Genomic DNA, 19,105 nt, shown 5'->3' on the forward strand with positions numbered 1-19,105 from the left:
CAGGAAAAACCCAGCAAACAGCAATGGTAAAAGTATCAGAACCGATATGATCAAAACTACTGTCCCTGCTTCGATTTTAATTTGATTATCTGGTGGTTTAGTCATTTTGAATGTTAAGGATATAGTGAAACAACTGTTGACTATTGACCAATAACTATTTTGCCATTGCCTTTCTCACTTTCTCAACTTGTTTGGGTGCTGGCATATCGTTGAATAGAGCGATCGCTCTGTTAAAATTCTCTAGGCTCTGTTGTGTTCCACCAATTCTTTGATAAGTTAAACCTAACTGGTAATAGGCTTTGGCTAAGTTACATTTATCAGCCACCCTATTCATGTTGGCGATGGCTTCTTGATGTTTACTTATCGCCATTGTAAATTCCCCCTGTTCTCGATACAGTGCAGCTAAACAGGATGTAGCCCTTGCTTCTAAAACGGAAAACTGATTATGTTGACAATGTTGAATAGCTTGATTGCAGGTTTCTAGGGCAGCTTCAATCATACCTAAATTTTTATAGGTTAAGCTGATAAATAATAGGCTGACTCCTCTACCCCAAGAGGTTAATTTTTCACTGGATAAGCCTTTTTTTACCTCTTCTAATATCGGGGTAATATTCTGATTAAAACCGGCAGACGAATCTAAATAAACTAAACAGCATAAACAATACACTACATATTGATAATAATCATCATCTTTAATGACCATGTTTTTGACTGAATGCAAAATATGGGTGGCTCTTTCTACCTCCCACAAATCTATGTAACACAGACCTAAATTAAACATACTAGATATTTTTTCCTGCACAAAATTACATCTAGTGGCAATTTCGCAGGCTCTATGATGAAACTCAATGGCTGTAGAAATATTACCTGTTTGTGCGGCGGAAATGTTACTAACTTGGTGATATGCTCTGCCTAAAATATTGTACAGAACACTCAGATGATAATCAGATTTTAAATGAGGAATTAGGGGAGCGATCGCACCAATTAAAGTTTCTAAAAGACCAAGGCGACTGAACAATACACCCAATGATAAGCTATTATCCCATCTATTCGGTCGGCGTTGAATAATCACATTGGCGGCTGCTTCAAAATCCCCGATTTCCATATAATGGTGATAAGCTTCTAGTGCCATCAGTGCATTTTGCGGTTCTGTGACTGTTGTAACGCTGTTAGTCCAAAACTCTGCGGCTTTGCGGTTAGCGATTTCCCATTCTCCACTTTGCTTTAATCTAGCGATCGCTTCTGCACAAATTACAGGATGTAACCAGTATTTCCCCTTACGGCATTCTATCAATAAACGATCAAATAAAGACTTGATCACTCTTCTATGTTGTAGTTCCGTAACATCCCACAGCAAGCATTGTAATCCTGATATATCAACATGATTAATATCTTGATAACGATAGCAACCCAAACGACAAAGCAATTTATAAGCTGCTTTATCCATTTGTTCCAATCGTTTAAATTGACTAGATACTAAGTTTTCTAACCCACGCTCAATTAATAAATTACCTCGATTTTCTCGCCAATAAATATCTGCATTTCCCTCAAAATCTGTCCTAATTGTACCCGTGATAATTTTCATCGCCTTCGCATTACCGCCAAAGGCTTGACACATTTCCCTTAGTGCAGTTGCACTGACTTGAATTTGACGAATAGCAAAAAATTCTTGCCAAGCCGATTGGTCTAACCCTGTGAGAAAATAACAATCAACATCTACACCAGATTCATACAGGCGTTCTCGACTGGTAATTAGGGTGAGTGATTGTACAGTGGGATCTGCTAATACTCTAAATAGTTCTACGTAGGGACGATGTTCAGGAATCACACAACCGTTTTGATCTAAGGCTGGTTCTAAATTATCAATCAGAACGCCGATTTTTCTGTTGGGATCTCGAAGTTTGCGCCTCAGTCTTTCTAGATTAATCCCAAATTCTTTACCTGGTTCTTCGTTAAAATCTCCCCGCAGCCACTCCTCTACTACACTTTCCACAGTGACGATATTTTGGCTTTCTTGCGCCATCCAAAGTTCCAGTAAGTAAAAACCCTGAGACTTGAGATACTTACGAGCTAGTGTCGTTTTACCGACACCACCTTTACCTTGAATTAAAATAATTTTCGCACCACAATTAACACGGGTGTTAAGTTCAGTAATTTCACGCTCTCTACCCACAAAATGCTCTTCTGTTTCTTGTGACTTGCCATTATTGAGAGCTGGATTTAAAATAGTTTTCGTTCTCTGGGACAGTTGCGATTTGCAAAATCTCTGCACAACTGTGTGAAAAGTTGATTTTGTGACTTGTTCTCCCAGAATCTCTGAAAGCATTCGCCATAGCTCTGCACCAACTGCTTTTACGTGTCCTTCTGTGTAACGACAAAGTTCAGCTATCTTCTTATATGTATTTCTTCTGTCCTCCCAAAGATAGCGTAGGATGTCCCTTTGAACATTGTCGAGTCGTTTACCGGTTTGATCAAGAACCAATTTATCCAAAAGCTCTAAGGCTTCTTCTGCACCCATCGATCATTGTCTGTGTCATTGTTGGTTTATTATACTCATATTTTTACTAATTCTTTTCCCGTTTCCGTACCATAAACTACTTTTTCTTACTTAGTGGAATATACTGAATCATACCGAATCATACTGAAAACAATATCCACTTGTATTATGCTTGTAATCAATACAGGCAGGTTAAGTTAAGTGTCCAACGTGGTTGAGGAAAGATGCAAATCGCTACTAGTCTGAATTGAATCATGAGCAATCACAACTGAATAATCAATATTGTCTACCACAACTGAATAATCAATAACAGTAGCGTTTACTTAATAAGTAGTCAGCATTAACTAACTAGATTCTGTAGAGAGTGTTTTGAAACAGTCTGTCAGTCTTCACCCTACAGGAGTTTCAACAATGTTGAATCAAGATTGTCATCAAGATTGCAATCATAGTTATTGCCCTTTTGCTCAAGATACCAAGAATCCCAACAGATATGTTTGTCTCAAATGTGGTGTAGAGAGAGAAATTAACAGACATCCTTCTGGGTTTGGTTCATTCTTGATGTTGTTGTTATCTCTATTTATTGCTTTTCAAGTGATTGTAATTTTGGATAAGCAAAACAACGATAATCAACAGACAGAAGCAGTATCTCAACAGCAATAATTGAATATTTCCAGTTTCTTCCCGACAATTTTCCAGGAGTGCAATTATGAATACCCATCACGACACGATTCTCTTCCGTTTTACTTCTAAGTCACTGAAATACTTTCTGTTGATGTTGTTTGGCTTTGCTATTGTTTACGCCCTTTCTCATGCTTTAGGTGCGTTACATATTCTTCCTGCACTAATCTTTGTGTTGCAGCATTTATTTGTACCGTTGGGCGTGATACTTTTGTGCTTAATTACTGTCACTGTTTTATTTGAATCTCTGCGTTAGCTAGGATTGATCAGACGATGAAGAAGAGACTTGTATTCAATATAAAAACTCTGGATACAAGTCCTTACCTAGTTTTGTTCATTTTTTCCAGGGAAGTTTAGTCCCCATTTCTGTTAACGCTGAAAAAATCAGATAGGTAATTAATAAAGCCACACCTGCAAAGAAGGCTAGTAAATCATGATCCATAAGATTTTAGGCGATCGCTCCATTCATCGCCTATATTTTCTCACAAAACCTTAGCGTGTATTCAAGCTTGATATATGTATCGTGTTGAGGTTGATTAGTGCTGTTAGCCGCGCTACCGCTAATAGCACTCAGAACTGTTTTAGTGAATAGTTCAAATTGCTGAATAAACAAAAAAAGTCCGCTTTAGCGGACTAGGGTAGAAGGGTCAAATGATCTTAAGTTGACTATGAGATTGTTAAATCCCTCTTTTATTGTTAGCAATTAAGTCCTAAAAAGCAAGTATTAAATCCCATGATTTTAGACATTATTGCCAGAATTATGTCTTTAGAAATAGTCGCTGGTAATCTATGAAACATCTATCATTGCTAACAGCCCATCAATGCTTTTTTACCTATAAGCTTGATTTTTTAATTTTTATAAATCGCAGCTTATCAAGTTGTTAGGTTTTTAAATTTAAGTCATGCAAATCAGGAATTTAATCAGAAATAAATGTCTTTTGTCAATATCTAAAATATCTGTTTACCATATAAAATTTTACTCATTGCTATTTAGAGAACACCAAAAAATAAATTATCCTAAATAAACAGCTTAGTAGGGTGCGTCAGTGCGAGAAAACTTAACTATACCAAGAGATTATTCATACTGATGCACCCTACAGTTTGGATATTTTTTATCTGGAAGTCCCTTATTTTATATCAACGCAATGATATACAAAATTGTTTGATACCAATTTTATATGAAGCTGCATATAATAGGGGGAATAGAGTGGATAAATAAAAATAAGCATGAGCCGCCCGTTTAAGATTGAAATTGCAGAAAGCGAAGCAGAATTAAAGAAACGTCTACAAACAGCCAACGTAGGAAAGCAGAAAGAAAAACTGATGATGCTGTGGTGGATAAAAAGCGGACAGGTTGATGAACAGCAAGAAATTGGAAAACGCTTGGCTATAGATACATCAACTGTCACAAGGTGGTTACAAAGATATAGAGTCGGTGGACTAGATGAATTATTAGAAATTAAAAAAGCTCCGGGAGCAAAACGAAAAATTGATGAAGTAGCGATCGCGGCACTAACAGAGGAGTTAAAAACTCTGAACAGGTAATTTCCATCTCTTCTTATAACTTTATTTTAGAAGTTATTTTCTATGCAGCTTCATATTAAATTGGTATTAGTCCTTAGATGAGGACTAAAGTCCCCACTACAAACTATTTTCTTAACGAAGTTCAGCTTTGCCAGTCTGCTAATTGTGTAACTAAGAAATAACGCACATGATCAACAAAAGTTGCGCCCCATTGTCTTGTTCCATGTCCCATTCCAGGAACAACATAACAAGCACCATCAGGAAATTTCTGGGCGCAATTTTGAGCATCTTTAATATTGACCATTGGGTCATTAGCACCAATTAAAAAGCGCACTCTCCGAGGTAATTTTACACTGTCAATATAGTTCATGGGATTGCATTCCCACGCAAATTCATCTTGATATTTGAGGTTTTTAGCTAGTTGTAAAAGTTTGACTACAGGTGTTAAATCAGGTTGCAATCTGTCTAAAATTGACTCTGCTATTCCCCCTACCGGAGATGCAGCAATATCTGGTAAAAGATTATATCCCCAACTTTTTGCGAAAGATGGCAAATCTGCATGACCAATAGTTCCTAGTAACCTTTCTCCTAAACCATTGGTTGTGAAAGCATAGGCGGATAATAATACGCCCATACTCACCCCAAATAATGCCAGTCTGGGGTCAGAAAGTCCATAGCGATCGCCACAAAATTCTCTGACTTTGGCGATATCATTGGCTGTGCTGCGAAATATCGACAACAGCATGGCGGTATCAAAAGCAATTCCTCTATCAAGTAAGGGTTTAATTTCGTTCTGTGCCAAACTTGTAAAGCTGCGTACTAAACTGCGTTCACCGGCTAAGGGGGTATCGAATAAAGCTACAGCTATACCCATTTGGGTGAGAGTCGGAACGATGAAAGCATTCCAGCCATAAGGCGCGCACATCCCTTGTAAACCGATGACTAAAGGTGTGTGGTGTCTGGGGCGATGTTGTGGTAAAAATACTGCTACCGGAAAGCCGCTTAATTTTTCATCGATATCACTTACCCCAGTATAAGGATAAGGCTCATAGAACCAATAGCGATCGCCTCTCACACCTGCAAAAGTAATCTCATCAGCCCCGTAAATCATCATATTGTTTGAGAAATTTGCTTATTTTCTATGATTATTTGGTTTCCATCCAGTTTTCGCCTGCTCTGACTTCCACTACTAACGGTACACTTAATTTGACTGCACCTTCCATCACCGATTTAATTTTCGGTTGTAATTCTTCCCACTCATCAGGGGGAACTTCAAAGACTAATTCATCATGTACTTGTAATAATAATCGCGCTTGATAGTTGCGTAAAACTTCATGCAGTTGCACCATTGCAATTTTGATAATGTCTGCACTAGAACCTTGAATTGGCGCGTTAGCGGCGGAACGAAGTAAACCTGCGTCGTAAGCACCTAGATTTTTTAATTTGCTCAAATCAATGTCTTCTGGGTTGATATTTTTGAATTTACTTAAACTTTGATTAGTAAACTCAAAATATCGCCGACGACCAAGGATAGTTTCGACGTATCCTTGAGATATAGCTTGTTTTTTCACTCCTTCTAGATAAGCGAAAATTTCTGGATAGCGACTATTAAATCGTTTAATAAATTCATTGGCGATGTTCTTATCAATCCCTGTGGAACGGGAGAATTTTAGCGAACCCATGCCATAAATTACACCAAAATTAATCGTTTTAGCAATTCGACGTTCATCGGCTGTAATATCTTCTTTTTCAAAAACTAGTTTAGCTGTCACAGTATGAATGTCTTCATTCTGTTGATAGGCTTGCACTAACACAGGTTCTTGACTCAAATGTGCCAAAATTCTTAACTCAATTTGCGAGTAATCAGCCGCTACCATTAACCAACCTGATTCGGGTAAAAATGCTTTGCGAATTTGGCGGCTAAAGGCTGTCCGAATGGGGATATTTTGTAAGTTAGGATTAGAGGAAGACAACCTACCTGTAGATGTGGATGTTTGGTTGAAATTTGTATGTACTCTGTGGGTGTCTTTGCGGACTAACGCAGGTAAAGCATCTACATAGGTAGACTTTAATTTTGATAGAGTCCGATACTCAATAATCGCATTGACAAACCCCGTTTCGTCGATTTCTTGCAGTTTTTCTAATGTGGCTGCATCGGTTGAGTAACCTGTCTGAATTTTCCGCGAATATTTGGTACTCAAACCTAATTTTTCAAATAAAATATGACTTAATTGTTTAGGAGAACCTAAATTAAAGTTTTCACCAGCAATTTCTGTGGCTTGTTCATGCAGTTTTGCTAAATCTGTTTCTAATTGCTGGGATAGTTCTTTGAGATATTCAGAATCAATCCGAACTCCTGTATATTCGACTGCGGCTAAAACAGCTTCTAGGGGTTGTTCTACCTCTGTCAGTAACTTAGATAAAGCAGGAATCTTATCTAATTCCTCACGCATTTTTGCCACAAGTTGCCAAGTAGCATATACTTGTAAACAGCAATAATTTGCTACAGCAGGAATACTAATATCCGCAATGGTTTTACCTTTGGGGACTAACTCTTCATAGTTAGTCAATTGTAAGCCCAAATGACGCAGGGCTAAATCTGTGAGATTATGGCTATTATCGGGATTTAAAACATAACTAGCTAGCATGGGGTCAAAAATAATTCCCGCTAGGTTAATTCCTTGGGTGCGAAATACTAAGCGGTCAAATTTACCATTCTGGAATGTTTTAGGATATTGCTCACTTTCCAAAATTGGTTTGAGGGCTTTCAGTACAATATCTTTATTTAAATTCTCTCCGATTTTATGGTTTATGGGGATATAAGCTAATTCATCGGGTGCATTTCCCCAACAGCAACCAATCCCTACTAATTCCGCATCTCTGGGTTCTAAATCACTGGTTTCTGTGTCCCAAGCAACAGGAGTTTGAGGATTAGTAAATGTTTGTAACAGTGCAACTAATTCTATTAACTGTGATTCAGTGCGAATAATGCGCGGTTGAATGGGGGAATCTATTTTTTCTTGTTGTGCGGCTTGTGTTTCCGCCAAGGTGTAAAAATCTGCGTCATCGGCAGAATTTTCTTCTGTATCTGTAGTAGATACTTCTGCTGCTTCTGCAACTTGTCCGCCGAATTTTTGCTGTAAGGCGTTGATTTTCTTGAGATATAAATTAAATTCTAATTTCTCTAAAATAGGAATGAGAATACTATCATCAAAACCCTGTAATTGACTATCTGTTAAATTTACTTCTAGAGGGACATCTGTAACTATCTTGGCGAGGTATTGAGATTTATATGCGTCTGCTTTTCCTTCTATAAGTTTTTTTTGCGTCGCGCCTTTAATTTCATTAATAGAAGCGTAAATATTATCTAACGATTCATAAGCACTGAGTAATTGAACGGCGGTTTTTTCTCCTATTCCTCTCACGCCGGGAATATTATCTGATTTATCGCCACACAAGGCTTTAAAATCTACTACTTGTGTAGGTAAAATACCCAGTTTTTCTTTAACTTGTTCTGTACTAACTTCCGTGATGCCATTATTATTTGTAACGCGTTTAAGTGCATCGGGGCTAAAATTTAAGACAGTGATTTCCTTGGCGGGGTCGATGAGTTGAAATAAATCGCGATCGCCTGTTAAAATTTTCACCTTATACCCAGCCGCAGTGGCTGTTTGCGCCAATGTTCCCAACACGTCATCAGCTTCATAACCAGGCGCGGTGTAAATAGGAATATTAAAACCTTGCAATAATTCGTGTAAATTTTTTAAGTCCGGGACAAAATCTTCCGGTGTTCCTGGACGATCAGCTTTATAGGTATCGTCAGCTTCGTGGCGAAAAGTCGGTAAACCCAAATCAAAGGCGATCGCCATTGCTTGCGGTTGTTGTGTATCCATGACTTCCAACAGCGATTTGAGAAAGCCAAAACATACACTAGTGGGAATTCCGGTTTTAGTCCGCAGTCCCCCATCTCGTCCTTTAGCGAAAGCATAGTAAGAACGAAAGGCTAAGGAATGTCCATCTACAAGGATGAAGGTAGGACGGGTAGTAGTTTGATTCATTAGGGGTTTAAGGGTTTAAGGGTTTAAGGGTATAGGGGTTGAAGGTGTTCGACGGGGATTGAAAAAGAACCTAACACAGTTCCCCCAAGGAGTAGGGCTTTTAACCCTTGGGTTAGCTTGGCTGCGCTTTCTTCCCCCTACACCCCCACACCCCTACACCCCCACACCCACCCCAACGGGGCTTAGTAATAGGAGTTTGAGACATAGCCATATTGTAGCTAGAAAGCTACATCGAATCTACTGAGGCAGCAGTTTTTAACATCTGTTATTATTAACGTCGTTAGTTTCCAGCATCAAATCTAGTCGCTGCAAGGGTGAATCTTTTTCTACCTAGATACTTGCTAAATTAATTCAAACCTTAGATTTTAGTTTTCAACTTTGGGATTTATTATATTGCTTTTTATTCCTGTTCGTAGATAAAAATACAAGTAAATATCAATATTTAAATCTCTATATTCTACAGTGAATGAACACCATTCAAGTAATCACTAAAATCTAAATCCTGAGCGGAAATGAATATCATTGAGAGATAAGTAGAACGACTTGAAAAAACCAAACTATGTAAAGTAATGTAAAAAAATTGCATTTAGTTCGTAGTAAGGACTTTAGTCCTCTCATAAGGACTAAAGTCCTTACTACAAACCTTTAATTATTTACACCTTTCTACTTACTTGATAAAGTAAACCTGAAATTTGTAGTGACGTGGCAAGGCTAAAATAGTGCAATAGCAGAAGTTATATCCGCGTTTATCTGCGTGCATCAGCGTTTAATTCCAACCAAGTCTGTTGCATCATTTTAGTCATCTCAGTCCACTACTTAGTATTTACTTTATCAATATGTTCTAACTCTACAAAAGATTACATTTCCGTGGCAAATTGCATAAATCAACTGGGGTGTCAGCATCTCTACCAAAAATCAGCCTTACACCATCAAAACAGTTGAGCAATGAATAGTCTATTAAAAAAGTGGACTAGCAAAGTCAGTCAACATTCACTATTGCTAGCTCTATCAACATTACTCCCCACCTTGGGAGTTAGTCATCATGCAATGGCAGCAGAAAGGGTATTTACATCTTATTCTGGTTTGGAATTATCTATTTCTGTGGCTAGTTTAGAAACCTATGCCAAAACAGGTACAGTAAATGAAGAATTAGCCGTTTATCAACAATATTTGCCGGCGAAGCAATTTCAAGAATTACGACAAATCTTATCTAATCCTATCAAAGTTAGCCCTGCGATGTTGTCGCAGTTTCTGCACACATCCCAAGGAGAATTTTTACTGCGACGCTTGGGGGAAGTCATTCAAAGCAGAACTACGCAAGTGAAACCCGACTTAAAAACCTTGCGTTCAGCGTTAGTGTCAGCAGCTAATGAACCGGAAGGGTTAACGTTATTAAATATATTACGCAAATATCCTACTAACGGCGTTTACATTAATTTACCCCAAAGTTTAGCGATCGCCAACGAACTAGAACAAATCGTCAATAAAACCCAACAGGCGATCGCACTCGTTACCAATAAATCGAATCAGGAAGCTGCTAACATTTACAATAGCAAGGGTTTAACCCAACTAGCAGATTTAAGCAATCCTGGAAAAATCACATCACAGAAATATACACTGCGGTTATTTGACTCTACACGGAATCGCTTATTGTTAACTGATGTTTACCTTCCCCAAACTAAACAGAACGCACCTGTAATTGTGATTTCACATGGGTTAGGTTCTAACAGTAGTAACTTTGAATATTTGGCGACTCACTTAGCATCTTACGGTTTGGCGGTAGTTGTTCCCAACCATCCCACAGAAAATACAAAACAGCAGCAAGATATTATCTCAGCCGCAGAATTTCAAAATCGGCCTTTAGATATCAAGTATGTTTTAAATCAACTGGAAGTCAAAAACCAGTCTGATGTTGAGTTTAAAGGTAAATTAAATCTGCAACAAGTAGGTGTGTTTGGACAATCTTTAGGCGGTTACACAGCTTTAGCCTTAGCTGGTGCAAAAATTAACTTTGAGCAATTACAACGAGACTGCCAACCAGGAAAACTCAAAAAAACATGGAATTTGTCTTTATTGGTGCAGTGTCGCGCCTTAGAGATGAAAAACAAATCCCTACCAGATAGTTTACAAGATAAACGAGTCAAAGCGGCGATCGCTGTTAATCCCATCACTAGTTCGATTTTTGGCAAAGCGGGAATGAATCAGGTGAAAGTTCCTGTAATGTTGATTAGCAGCAGTGAAGACACCATTGCACCTGCTCTGTATGAACAAATCTTACCTTTTTCTTGGCTAGCTAATTCCCAAAAATATCTCGCCATACTTGTCGGTGGAACTCACTTCACCACCATCGGGAATAGTAACCCCAGCAGTCAGCAAATCCCTTTACCACCAGAGTTAGTAGGAGATGCAGCACAAGCACGCCGCTACATCAATACTTTGAGTTTACCTTTCTTTCAAAACTATGTAGCCAATAATGTCCAATATAACCCCTATTTAAGTGCAGCTTATGCCAAAACTATTTCTCGAAATTCTCTTGGTTTAAGAATAGTTCAATCTTTGAGTTTTACTGAATTAGCGCAAAGTTTAGGGAGTGAATCTAACAATATTCCTCCCCGATGAATAGGATGCTAGTAAGGACATAATTCCTGATTCCAATTCTCTATTAAATTTCGCCAAGTCAATGATGTAGAGACGTTGTATGCAACATCTCTACATCACTACGAAACATCATGAATTACTCGCTAGTTTATCTAAAATACTAAACATCACAGTATTAATTTGAGTAAAATTATCTGCTGGAGTTAGCATTTCTGAAGCTTGTTGGATATATTTCCCATCAACAAGTTCATCACCACAATTTTCAATGATTTGACTTACACTCTCTGGTGTTGACTCTAAGTGAAACTGTAAACCTAAAACTTTTTCATTATAAATAAAAGCCTGATTTTGACAAGCTGCACTGTAGGCTAATCTAGTTGCACCAGACGGTAAATCAAATGTATCACCATGCCAATGAAAAACTGTGAATTTCTGTGGCAAATCCCCAAAAATATATGATTCTTGCGCCGCCTCTGTTAATTCAATCGGAAACCAACCAATTTCCTTATACTCTCCTGGATAAACTTTAGAGCCTAAAACATCTGCAATCAACTGTGAACCTAAACAAATCCCAATTACCGTCTTATTAGCTGCGATCGCTTGTTCAATAAATCGCTTCTCTTGTGTCAACCAAGGATATTGTTCATCTTCATAAATATTCATCGGGCCACCCATCACCACCAACCAATCGAAATCCTCAATAGGTGGTAAGGGATCTTGAGCATAAAATCTAGTTGCAAAAAGAGAATGTTTATGCGTTGATGCCCAATTCTCAATACTGGCAGGTGTTTCAAAGGGAACGTGCTGCAAGTAATGAATTTTCATAGATAACCCCCCGATATCTGGCTGTAAATTTCATCATCTTTGCTGAAATTATAAAATTTAGGGACTTCCAGAAAATAAATTATTCAATTTCTGAAAGAGAATATTTTGATTTTTCCCCCTGCTCCTCCGCTCAGAGTTCTCTCTGCTCCCTGCCCCCCTGCCCACCACAGCGATTGTATATTTTTTTAGTTGGAAGTCCCTTATACCGTAGCTACTGATGTAAGTGGAAACGGATAAGGTACTCTCTCTACCCTAGTTTCCCACCTACCATCAGGGTAGAGTTTTAGTAGACGGAATCCAGGAAAATCTTGATTAATAGCAAAGGTTGGACTTTGGGAATGAAACTGAAAGCACGTTGAGGGAGTACCGAAATAGTCAACTTGATGACGCTGGTGCTGAAATTCCTGGTGAATATGACCAAATAAAACTAATTTTACTTGAGGATAACGATCTAAAATTGCAAACAACTCTTCAGGGTTTTGCAACCCACTCGCATCTAACCAAGTCGAGTTCACCAGAAAAGGCGGATGATGTAAAGCTACTAAGGTGGGGTAGTTACCAAGAATTTGTAGTTCTGAGTTGAGCCACTCTAGAGTTGTAGACGACAGATAGCCATACCAATGCTCAGGTAAGGAAGAATCTAGCAAAATAAAATTCCAACCTCCCCTTTGAAAAGACTTGCGTCGCGATAGCATTCCTTGATTCAAAATTTTATCCATTGCGATCGCGCAGTCATGATCCCCTGGTAGCCAATAGGTTGGTATTTTGAGTGTGTTTAGTTGATATTGCAGGTTTTCATAAGATTGAGGCGTACCATCCTCCGACAAATCTCCCGTAAGTAAGACTAAATCTAGTTCCTCTCTCAACTCTTGCAACCGTTGAATCACCGCTTGAAATGACTCTGTCGTCTGTATCCCTTGTAGTTGACAATTTTCCGTTGCCAACAGATGTAGATCCGTCACTTGAGCAACTGATATAGGAGAAGCCTGATTCATTTTTACGTTTAGGGATTTTTGGGTATTAATATGTGATTCTCCTTTGTCTGTTGTGGAGACAATATCATTTTTCTCGGTTGTCAAAAAATAGCTTGTTTATAAAACTTACATTTAACAGCACAAATAACATTATTTACCTTCACGCATCATGTTTAACGCCTCAAAACAACCTTTCCTTTTTTCAGCAATAACACATAAATAAAAGCAAAATTTTTGTATAAATTGTTATCCATATTAGTTTTTTAATTTTTCAATCTATCCTAAGATAGAAATTATGTGATTTTTGTAGCTTACAACACTTATACATTAACTAGAAGTGTAAATCCGGTTTCGGTCGGAAGATATGGCAGTTGTTAAGTGTCCATGAAATTGCTAGCCAGCTCACACTGAAAACATTTTCCCCCAGCTAAGAGTTGCTAGCAGCAGATCGGGAAGTTTCAGAAATACAAAGGAAAAATTTTCTAGAGCAGGAATGTCAATTTCGCTGATTATCTGATAATATGGATAAATATGGATATGGCGACATAGCCAAGTGGTAAGGCAGAGGTCTGCAAAACCTTTATCCCCCGGTTCAAATCCGGGTGTCGCCTTTAAGAATGTACATTAACTAATTATTTGTCACTGTTAACAGATTGATGTCATTTTTAACAAATTGATGTCCTGTTAACAGATTTTTTGTCACAAATACAAACGGACACCTATGACAAAGGCAGACCTCTGCCTTACCTTTCAACCCACCATAAATTTAGCAAAGTTTTAGTAGTTGTACTAAAACCTAAATATTGTAGATGTTCTTGGAAAGAATTTTTACAGCAACCTAGAGACGCACTCATTTTTTCCTCTAAGAACTTTCAACCCCCTAATTTAAGAACGGGAGTTGAAACTGCTCGAATCTTTAACCCCTTTCAAAAATAATTAAGGTGGGTTCCTCCTTGGTCGGAGGTGATTCGGTAGCCACCACTGCGGTAAACCCGCACCTCTATTACTGGGGGCGCACCTAATTCCTGTCTACAACAGACAGCAGTTTCAAGGTGGGCAGCTACTAGGGTCAGAAAGCACGACTGTGTTCCCACAGTCAAACTAACCCAAACTTTTCACAGTTCAGGGGTTGATTACAACATGAACTGCGGCGCTATTACTTATTCTATTTTCAAGGTTCAGGTTTTTGTCAATCAACCATTTGGCGTGAATTATAGGCGGCGATCGCTAACTCCTTTGCTTTTTGGTGTGGACTTCCTCTGATAGGCTGTTTCCCTTGTTCTATAACAATTCCAGCTTTAGTCGCTTGAGTTTGAATACACTCAATCAATCTGCCATAACTCCACTGATGGACACTATGCCGATACTGTTTGGCATAATTTTTCTGTGCTTCCAGGCAATCTGGACATTTTTGTTCAGCTATTGCTTGAATTTCACTGTTTACCTGCTCTCGTATATCGCCTAGTTTAGGAACGACTATGCTACCAGCAGAGTATGTTTGAGCAAGGGCGACAATTTTTTTAGCTATTAATCTATCTATGTACTGCCCTAACTCAGATTCTTCAAATGGTTTTGGTGAAGCAAATATTTGGGCTATTTGGCGTTTGTGAGATAAAGTTTGTTTTTCTCTTTGCTGTCTGTTTAACAGTTTGTAATTATCCCCAAGTAGCTGTTTGATGCTTTGATAGGTAATAACTTTATCTGTAATGCCGTCCACTATTGCTACTGTTGCAGGTTGTTTTAGACCAAGACTAACACCTACCAAAATATGAGATTTACCTTTGTACAAAGGTTGACTCGGACGAGGAAAGGAGTTATTGATTCTAGATAGTGTCGAATTTTTCTGCTTGATAAATCGTTCTTGTTTAGAGTTGAGATTGCCTTTCGCTTCGGTTCTGGTGATGATTTTGGCGATTTCTTCTGCTCTTTCTTGCTTTACTTGTTCTGTACCTTCAGCCGTCCACAGGCGGGTATCCACACAACAGTAGAGAGTTAGACTGTGAACGTTCCAGGGTTCACCCTTACCTTCCCCTTCCCGCCAAGCAATGCGACCACTGCGAAGAGTGAACAAACTGCTGGAGTGCTGATTTTTACTGTTGCGTTTGATTTGTTGGTCTTCTAAAAAGCGTTTAAACCAATGTAGCTGCCTATTATCGCAGTACACTTCAAAGGTATGCTCGCTGATGCCGTTGAATTTTACACAAATGCGTCCTTTTTGGTTTTTAAACCAAGTCATTTCTTCGCTGCTTTCATAAGCTACTGGGAACGGTACAGAACTAGATTGTCTCAAAAGGCTATTTTGCCAAGATTTCGCCTCGGTTTCGTTTTCAGGGATGTTGTATGTAGCAGTGAAGAGTGTTTGCAACCATTTAGTATTAGTTAAATCTCGACCTTTGGGAATTCGTGCTTCTAATTGTTCTTTTATACGTTCGATCTGAATCTCAACTTTACGGCGGCGTTGAGTAAATTTTTCGCAGTCTTCTTCTTTATCGGTGACTTTGCAGCCATTTTTGAGTACATAGCTAATGGCACAACGAGTCAGAATGTCTTCGGTATTGCGGTAAATTTCAAATAAGGTGTTAAATAGATGGCGATCGCTTGTTGGAAGTGCGTGCTTGATACCATCAGTTTGTGAAAGTGCAGATTTTTTGCTCTTTTTAACTTTGCTACTCTTGGCCTGTTGAGTGACAACTGTATCGAGTGAAGCAATTTGAGCCAAAATTTGAGTTGCTTTGGTGCGAATTCCATCCAAGGACGCGCCACAGATTTTGACTAATTCAGCATCACTTCTGAGCATTTCCAGCCAGTAGGTTTTACTGTCCAGTTGGGACTGCAACCGCTTCATTAAGGCCAGCCATGATTTATAAGTGTAATTCACCAATGCAACTGCACTGGCATAAAACCGAGAAGGTTGACCACTATAGCGCGAGTCAGTTTTGAGTGTCAGACATAGTTGCTTGACGATATCAGCAGGGATTCTAGCTTTTTGCCGCCAATTTTCCAGGTCTGGGTGATGTCCCAATTGTTCCAGTAACTCGTTAATCAGAGGCGTGTTTTGCTCTGCCATTAACTTCCATAAGTATTGGCGGGTAGATGCACTGGCAACCAAACGACACTGAATCGTGATTTGGCTCATGACATTTTAAAACATATATGTTTAATAATAACAATTTTGTCTTATAAATAGCCGTGTGTAAAATTATTTCATGCAAGAGACATTTTTTACGAGCAAACAAGCGGCTGAAATCACAGGCTGTACCCTGCGTCAGCTTCAGTACTGGCGAGAGAAGGGGGTGATTGTTCCTGTTATCAGTGAAACGGGAACTGGGCGTAGTATTTATTACTCAAAAGCCAATTTGGTGGAATTGGCTGTGATGGTATATTTTTTGTCAGCTGGGTTGAGTTTTGATTTGGCTGGTGAAACGGTCAAAACCCTGAAATACAAGGAGCCGGAGTTGTTTAAATCTGGTCAGGGAAAGCGTTTTATGTTGTGCTGGAATGAAAAAGAGCGATCACTTTCTTTAGTAGAATTTGACAGGGAAAAAGCGATCGCTTCCGTAGTGGAAGGTAAACCAGTGATTCCGTTGTGGTTAGATCAGATTTATCAGCAGATAGCCTTAAAATTGAAAAATTAAGTATTGAAAATAATTGTTTATGCTTAATAAAGTAAATAATTGCTGTAAGTATAAATTGTAGAATTGAAATTTAAAGGTGTGATTCTAGCTATAGATTAAAAAAATGATTCATGTAAGCTTGCCTATTTTAAGTTATACACAGCACAAGTCTTACGAATTATAAGATAATAGACGTATAAACTTGAGTAAAAATAACATCTTATGGTTAATGTAATACGAGGTGATGTAGATAAACCTGTTTCGTCCAGAAGACTAGCTGAGTACTTTGAGAGTAGAACAGATATTGATGGGAGTTTATATCTTGGCTATCCCATCATAGGAACTTCTCAAGGGGGTTATCAAATAGATGCACTTTTGGTATCTAGAGAAAATGGTGTTGTTATTTTTAACATTGTTGAAGGGACTAATAGCAATATTAATCTTGAAGAAGTTCAGGATGAAAGTTTTAACAAAATTCAGTCTAAACTATTTCAGCATAAATCTCTAACTGACAGAAAAAAATTGATGGTAGAGATTGGTGTAGTAACATTTGCACCTGCTTGGAGTGGTAAACCTAACAATATTTCAGATGAATATCCTGTTATAATTAGTGCTTCGTCATTAGATGAATATTTAAATTCTCAAAGCTGGGAACATAGTGAATACTTCGAGAATCTCAACTCAGTAATACAAGCTATGACTTCCATAAGAAAAAGGAAGCAACGCAGCTATGTTCAAAGAGAAGATTCAAGAGGTGCAAAACTCCAAAGACTGGAAGATTCTATTGCAAACTTAGATAGGAATCAAAGTGCTGCCGTAATTGAAACTGTTGAAGGTGTACAGAGGATTAGAGGTCTTGCTGGCTCTGGTAAAACTATAGTTCTAGCTCTTAAAGTTGCATATTTACACGCTAAACATCCTGATTGGGATATTGCTGTTACTTTTAATACCCGTTCTCTGAAAGGTCAGTTTAAGCACCTTATAAATACTTTTACTATTGAACATACAAGTGAAGAACCAGACTGGGATAAAGTCAAAATTATTCATGCTTGGGGAAGCCCGTCTATTGAAGGCATATATTATGAAGTATGTAAAAGACATAATATTGAATATAGAGATTTAAATACAGCTAAAAGATTGGCAGATACATACGGACAAGAATTTGATAAAGTGTGTGAAGAAGCTTTAAATAAAATTACAACTTTTGAGCAGTATTATGACGCAATATTAATTGATGAAGCACAAGATTTTTCTCAACATTTTCTGCGACTTTGTTATGAGATTTTGAAGGAACCAAAAAGAATAGTTTATGCCTATGATGAGTTGCAAAATCTAAATAAAAAGACGATGGAATCTCCAGAAGTCATCTTTGGAGAAGATGCTCACGGCAAACCGCGTGTTCAACTTCAGAACATACCAGGAGAACCAAAACAAGACATTATATTAGAAAAATGCTACAGGAACTCTCGCCCAATTTTATCTTCTGCACACGCTTTGGGATTTGGTATTTATAGAGAGGGTGGATTAATCCAGATGTTTGAATATGCTGGATTATGGAGAGATATTGGATATGAAGTCGATGAAGGAAGCCTAGAAGATGGAAAGTTTGTCAAGCTTCATAGAACAAGCAATACTAGTCCGAAATTCCTTGAATCTCACTCATCAATTGAGGATTTAATTATATTTAAATCATTCAATAATAATCGAGAACAAATAGAATGGCTGATAGATCAAATAGAGAAAAATTTGAAAATAGATGAATTAAAGGCAGATGACATAATGGTTATTCACTCTAATCCGCTTACAACTAGAACTGCTGTTGGAGAAGCTAGAGCTTTACTATTTGATAAGGGTATTAACTCTAATCTTGCAGGAGTAACAACTTCACCAGATGATTTTTTCAATGAAGAAGTAATAACTTTTACAAGTATTAATAGAGCAAAAGGAAATGAAGCTGCAATGATATATGTTGTAAATGCTCATGAATGCTTTTCTGGTTCAGAGCTTGCTAGAAAAAGGAATATATTGTTTACTGCCATGACAAGAAGCAAAGCTTGGATAAGAGTATTAGGGTATGGCGAAGATATGAAAGGTTTAGTAGAAGAGTTTGAGAGAGTTAAGACGAACGACTTTGTTCTTGAGTTTACCTATCCTACTGAAGAAGAACTTAGAAGAATGAATCTGATCAATAGAGATATGAGTCCGAAGGAGCGTGAGCGTATTGCCAAGCAACAGAAAAGCTTAAAAGAGTTACTTGAAGCTCTTGATAAAGGTGAAATTCACAAAGAAGATTTACCCCAAGACGTGCTAGAAAGATTAAGAGATAAGCTCCTTTAA

The 19,105-nt window shown here is 38.1% G+C and carries 12 protein-coding genes and 1 tRNA gene; 7 read left to right on the plus strand and 6 right to left on the minus strand.

The window, feature by feature from the left end; genetic code table 11:
- Nucleotides 1-154: 154 nt before the first annotated feature.
- Nucleotides 155-2,518 carry a tetratricopeptide repeat protein gene (locus CV014_RS11130; RefSeq protein ID WP_236142091.1) on the minus strand — a complete coding sequence of 788 codons (2,364 nt, stop codon included), beginning with the start codon at nt 2,516-2,518 and terminating at the stop codon, nt 155-157.
- Between the two features lie 390 nt (nt 2,519-2,908).
- Here CV014_RS11130 and CV014_RS11135 point away from each other — a divergent pair, with 390 nt between their 5' ends.
- The 3 genes from CV014_RS11135 to CV014_RS11145 all read left to right on the plus strand — a co-directional run bounded on the left by CV014_RS11135 (nt 2,909) and on the right by CV014_RS11145 (nt 4,720).
- A complete protein-coding gene (locus tag CV014_RS11135; protein WP_236142092.1) occupies nt 2,909-3,157 on the plus strand; it encodes a hypothetical protein in 249 nt (82 codons plus the stop codon).
- 46 nt (nt 3,158-3,203) lie between these two features.
- Nucleotides 3,204-3,431: a hypothetical protein gene (locus CV014_RS11140; RefSeq protein ID WP_236142093.1), complete on the plus strand. Its 228-nt coding sequence runs from the start codon at nt 3,204-3,206 to the stop codon at nt 3,429-3,431.
- A 971-nt stretch (nt 3,432-4,402) separates the two neighbouring features.
- Complete coding sequence (locus CV014_RS11145) at nt 4,403-4,720, plus strand: helix-turn-helix domain-containing protein (RefSeq protein ID WP_236142094.1); 318 nt, start codon at nt 4,403-4,405, stop codon at nt 4,718-4,720.
- Nucleotides 4,721-4,841: 121 nt separating this feature from the next.
- Here the strand turns inward: CV014_RS11145 and CV014_RS11150 are convergent, their stop codons facing one another.
- Entirely contained in the window at nt 4,842-5,813 is a 972-nt protein-coding gene (locus CV014_RS11150; protein WP_236142095.1) for an alpha/beta hydrolase, read from the minus strand.
- 31 nt (nt 5,814-5,844) lie between these two features.
- A complete protein-coding gene (gene polA, locus CV014_RS11155; RefSeq protein ID WP_236142096.1) occupies nt 5,845-8,757 on the minus strand; it encodes a DNA polymerase I in 2,913 nt (970 codons plus the stop codon).
- 945 nt (nt 8,758-9,702) lie between these two features.
- Between polA and CV014_RS11160 the strand changes: the two genes are divergently transcribed.
- Nucleotides 9,703-11,376 carry an alpha/beta hydrolase gene (locus tag CV014_RS11160; RefSeq protein ID WP_236142097.1) on the plus strand — a complete coding sequence of 558 codons (1,674 nt, stop codon included), beginning with the start codon at nt 9,703-9,705 and terminating at the stop codon, nt 11,374-11,376.
- A 108-nt stretch (nt 11,377-11,484) separates the two neighbouring features.
- On the opposite strand, the gene CV014_RS11165 is transcribed toward CV014_RS11160, so the two are convergent.
- Entirely contained in the window at nt 11,485-12,180 is a 696-nt protein-coding gene (locus CV014_RS11165) for a type 1 glutamine amidotransferase (RefSeq protein WP_236142098.1), read from the minus strand.
- Between the two features lie 200 nt (nt 12,181-12,380).
- Nucleotides 12,381-13,205, minus strand: a complete 825-nt coding sequence (gene cpdA / locus CV014_RS11170) for a 3',5'-cyclic-AMP phosphodiesterase (RefSeq protein WP_329608372.1) — start codon at nt 13,203-13,205, stop codon at nt 12,381-12,383.
- A gap of 488 nt (nt 13,206-13,693) precedes the next feature.
- On the opposite strand from cpdA, the gene CV014_RS11175 reads away from it, so the two are divergent.
- Nucleotides 13,694-13,765: transfer RNA gene (locus tag CV014_RS11175), tRNA-Cys, on the plus strand.
- Nucleotides 13,766-14,343: 578 nt separating this feature from the next.
- Here the strand turns inward: CV014_RS11175 and cas12k are convergent.
- Nucleotides 14,344-16,290 carry a type V CRISPR-associated protein Cas12k gene (gene cas12k, locus CV014_RS11180; RefSeq protein ID WP_236142099.1) on the minus strand — a complete coding sequence of 649 codons (1,947 nt, stop codon included), beginning with the start codon at nt 16,288-16,290 and terminating at the stop codon, nt 14,344-14,346.
- 70 nt (nt 16,291-16,360) lie between these two features.
- Here cas12k and CV014_RS11185 point away from each other — a divergent pair, with 70 nt between their 5' ends.
- Nucleotides 16,361-16,789, plus strand: a complete 429-nt coding sequence (locus tag CV014_RS11185) for a MerR family transcriptional regulator (RefSeq protein WP_236142100.1) — start codon at nt 16,361-16,363, stop codon at nt 16,787-16,789.
- Between the two features lie 201 nt (nt 16,790-16,990).
- The gene (locus CV014_RS11190) at nt 16,991-19,105 is read left to right on the plus strand and encodes a DEAD/DEAH box helicase (protein ID WP_236142101.1); all 2,115 of its coding nucleotides are present in this window, start codon (nt 16,991-16,993) and stop codon (nt 19,103-19,105) included.

Origin of the sequence: Nostoc sp. CMAA1605 (genome assembly GCF_021596505.1) — a bacterium.
Classification (GTDB): domain Bacteria; phylum Cyanobacteriota; class Cyanobacteriia; order Cyanobacteriales; family Nostocaceae; genus Trichormus.

Excerpts from the sequence above, each read along its gene's own strand:
- CV014_RS11130 (WP_236142091.1), bottom strand. The coding sequence starts at position 2,518 with ATGGGTGCAGAAGAAGCCTTAGAGCTTTTGGATAAATTGGTTCTTGAT.
- CV014_RS11135 (WP_236142092.1), top strand. The coding sequence starts at position 2,909 with ATGTTGAATCAAGATTGTCATCAAGATTGCAATCATAGTTATTGCCCT.
- CV014_RS11140 (WP_236142093.1), top strand. The coding sequence starts at position 3,204 with ATGAATACCCATCACGACACGATTCTCTTCCGTTTTACTTCTAAGTCA.
- CV014_RS11145 (WP_236142094.1), top strand. The coding sequence starts at position 4,403 with ATGAGCCGCCCGTTTAAGATTGAAATTGCAGAAAGCGAAGCAGAATTA.
- CV014_RS11150 (WP_236142095.1), bottom strand. The coding sequence starts at position 5,813 with ATGATGATTTACGGGGCTGATGAGATTACTTTTGCAGGTGTGAGAGGC.
- polA (WP_236142096.1), bottom strand. The coding sequence starts at position 8,757 with ATGAATCAAACTACTACCCGTCCTACCTTCATCCTTGTAGATGGACAT.
- CV014_RS11160 (WP_236142097.1), top strand. The coding sequence starts at position 9,703 with ATGAATAGTCTATTAAAAAAGTGGACTAGCAAAGTCAGTCAACATTCA.
- CV014_RS11165 (WP_236142098.1), bottom strand. The coding sequence starts at position 12,180 with ATGAAAATTCATTACTTGCAGCACGTTCCCTTTGAAACACCTGCCAGT.
- cas12k (WP_236142099.1), bottom strand. The coding sequence starts at position 16,290 with ATGAGCCAAATCACGATTCAGTGTCGTTTGGTTGCCAGTGCATCTACC.
- CV014_RS11185 (WP_236142100.1), top strand. The coding sequence starts at position 16,361 with ATGCAAGAGACATTTTTTACGAGCAAACAAGCGGCTGAAATCACAGGC.
- CV014_RS11190 (WP_236142101.1), top strand. The coding sequence starts at position 16,991 with ATGGTTAATGTAATACGAGGTGATGTAGATAAACCTGTTTCGTCCAGA.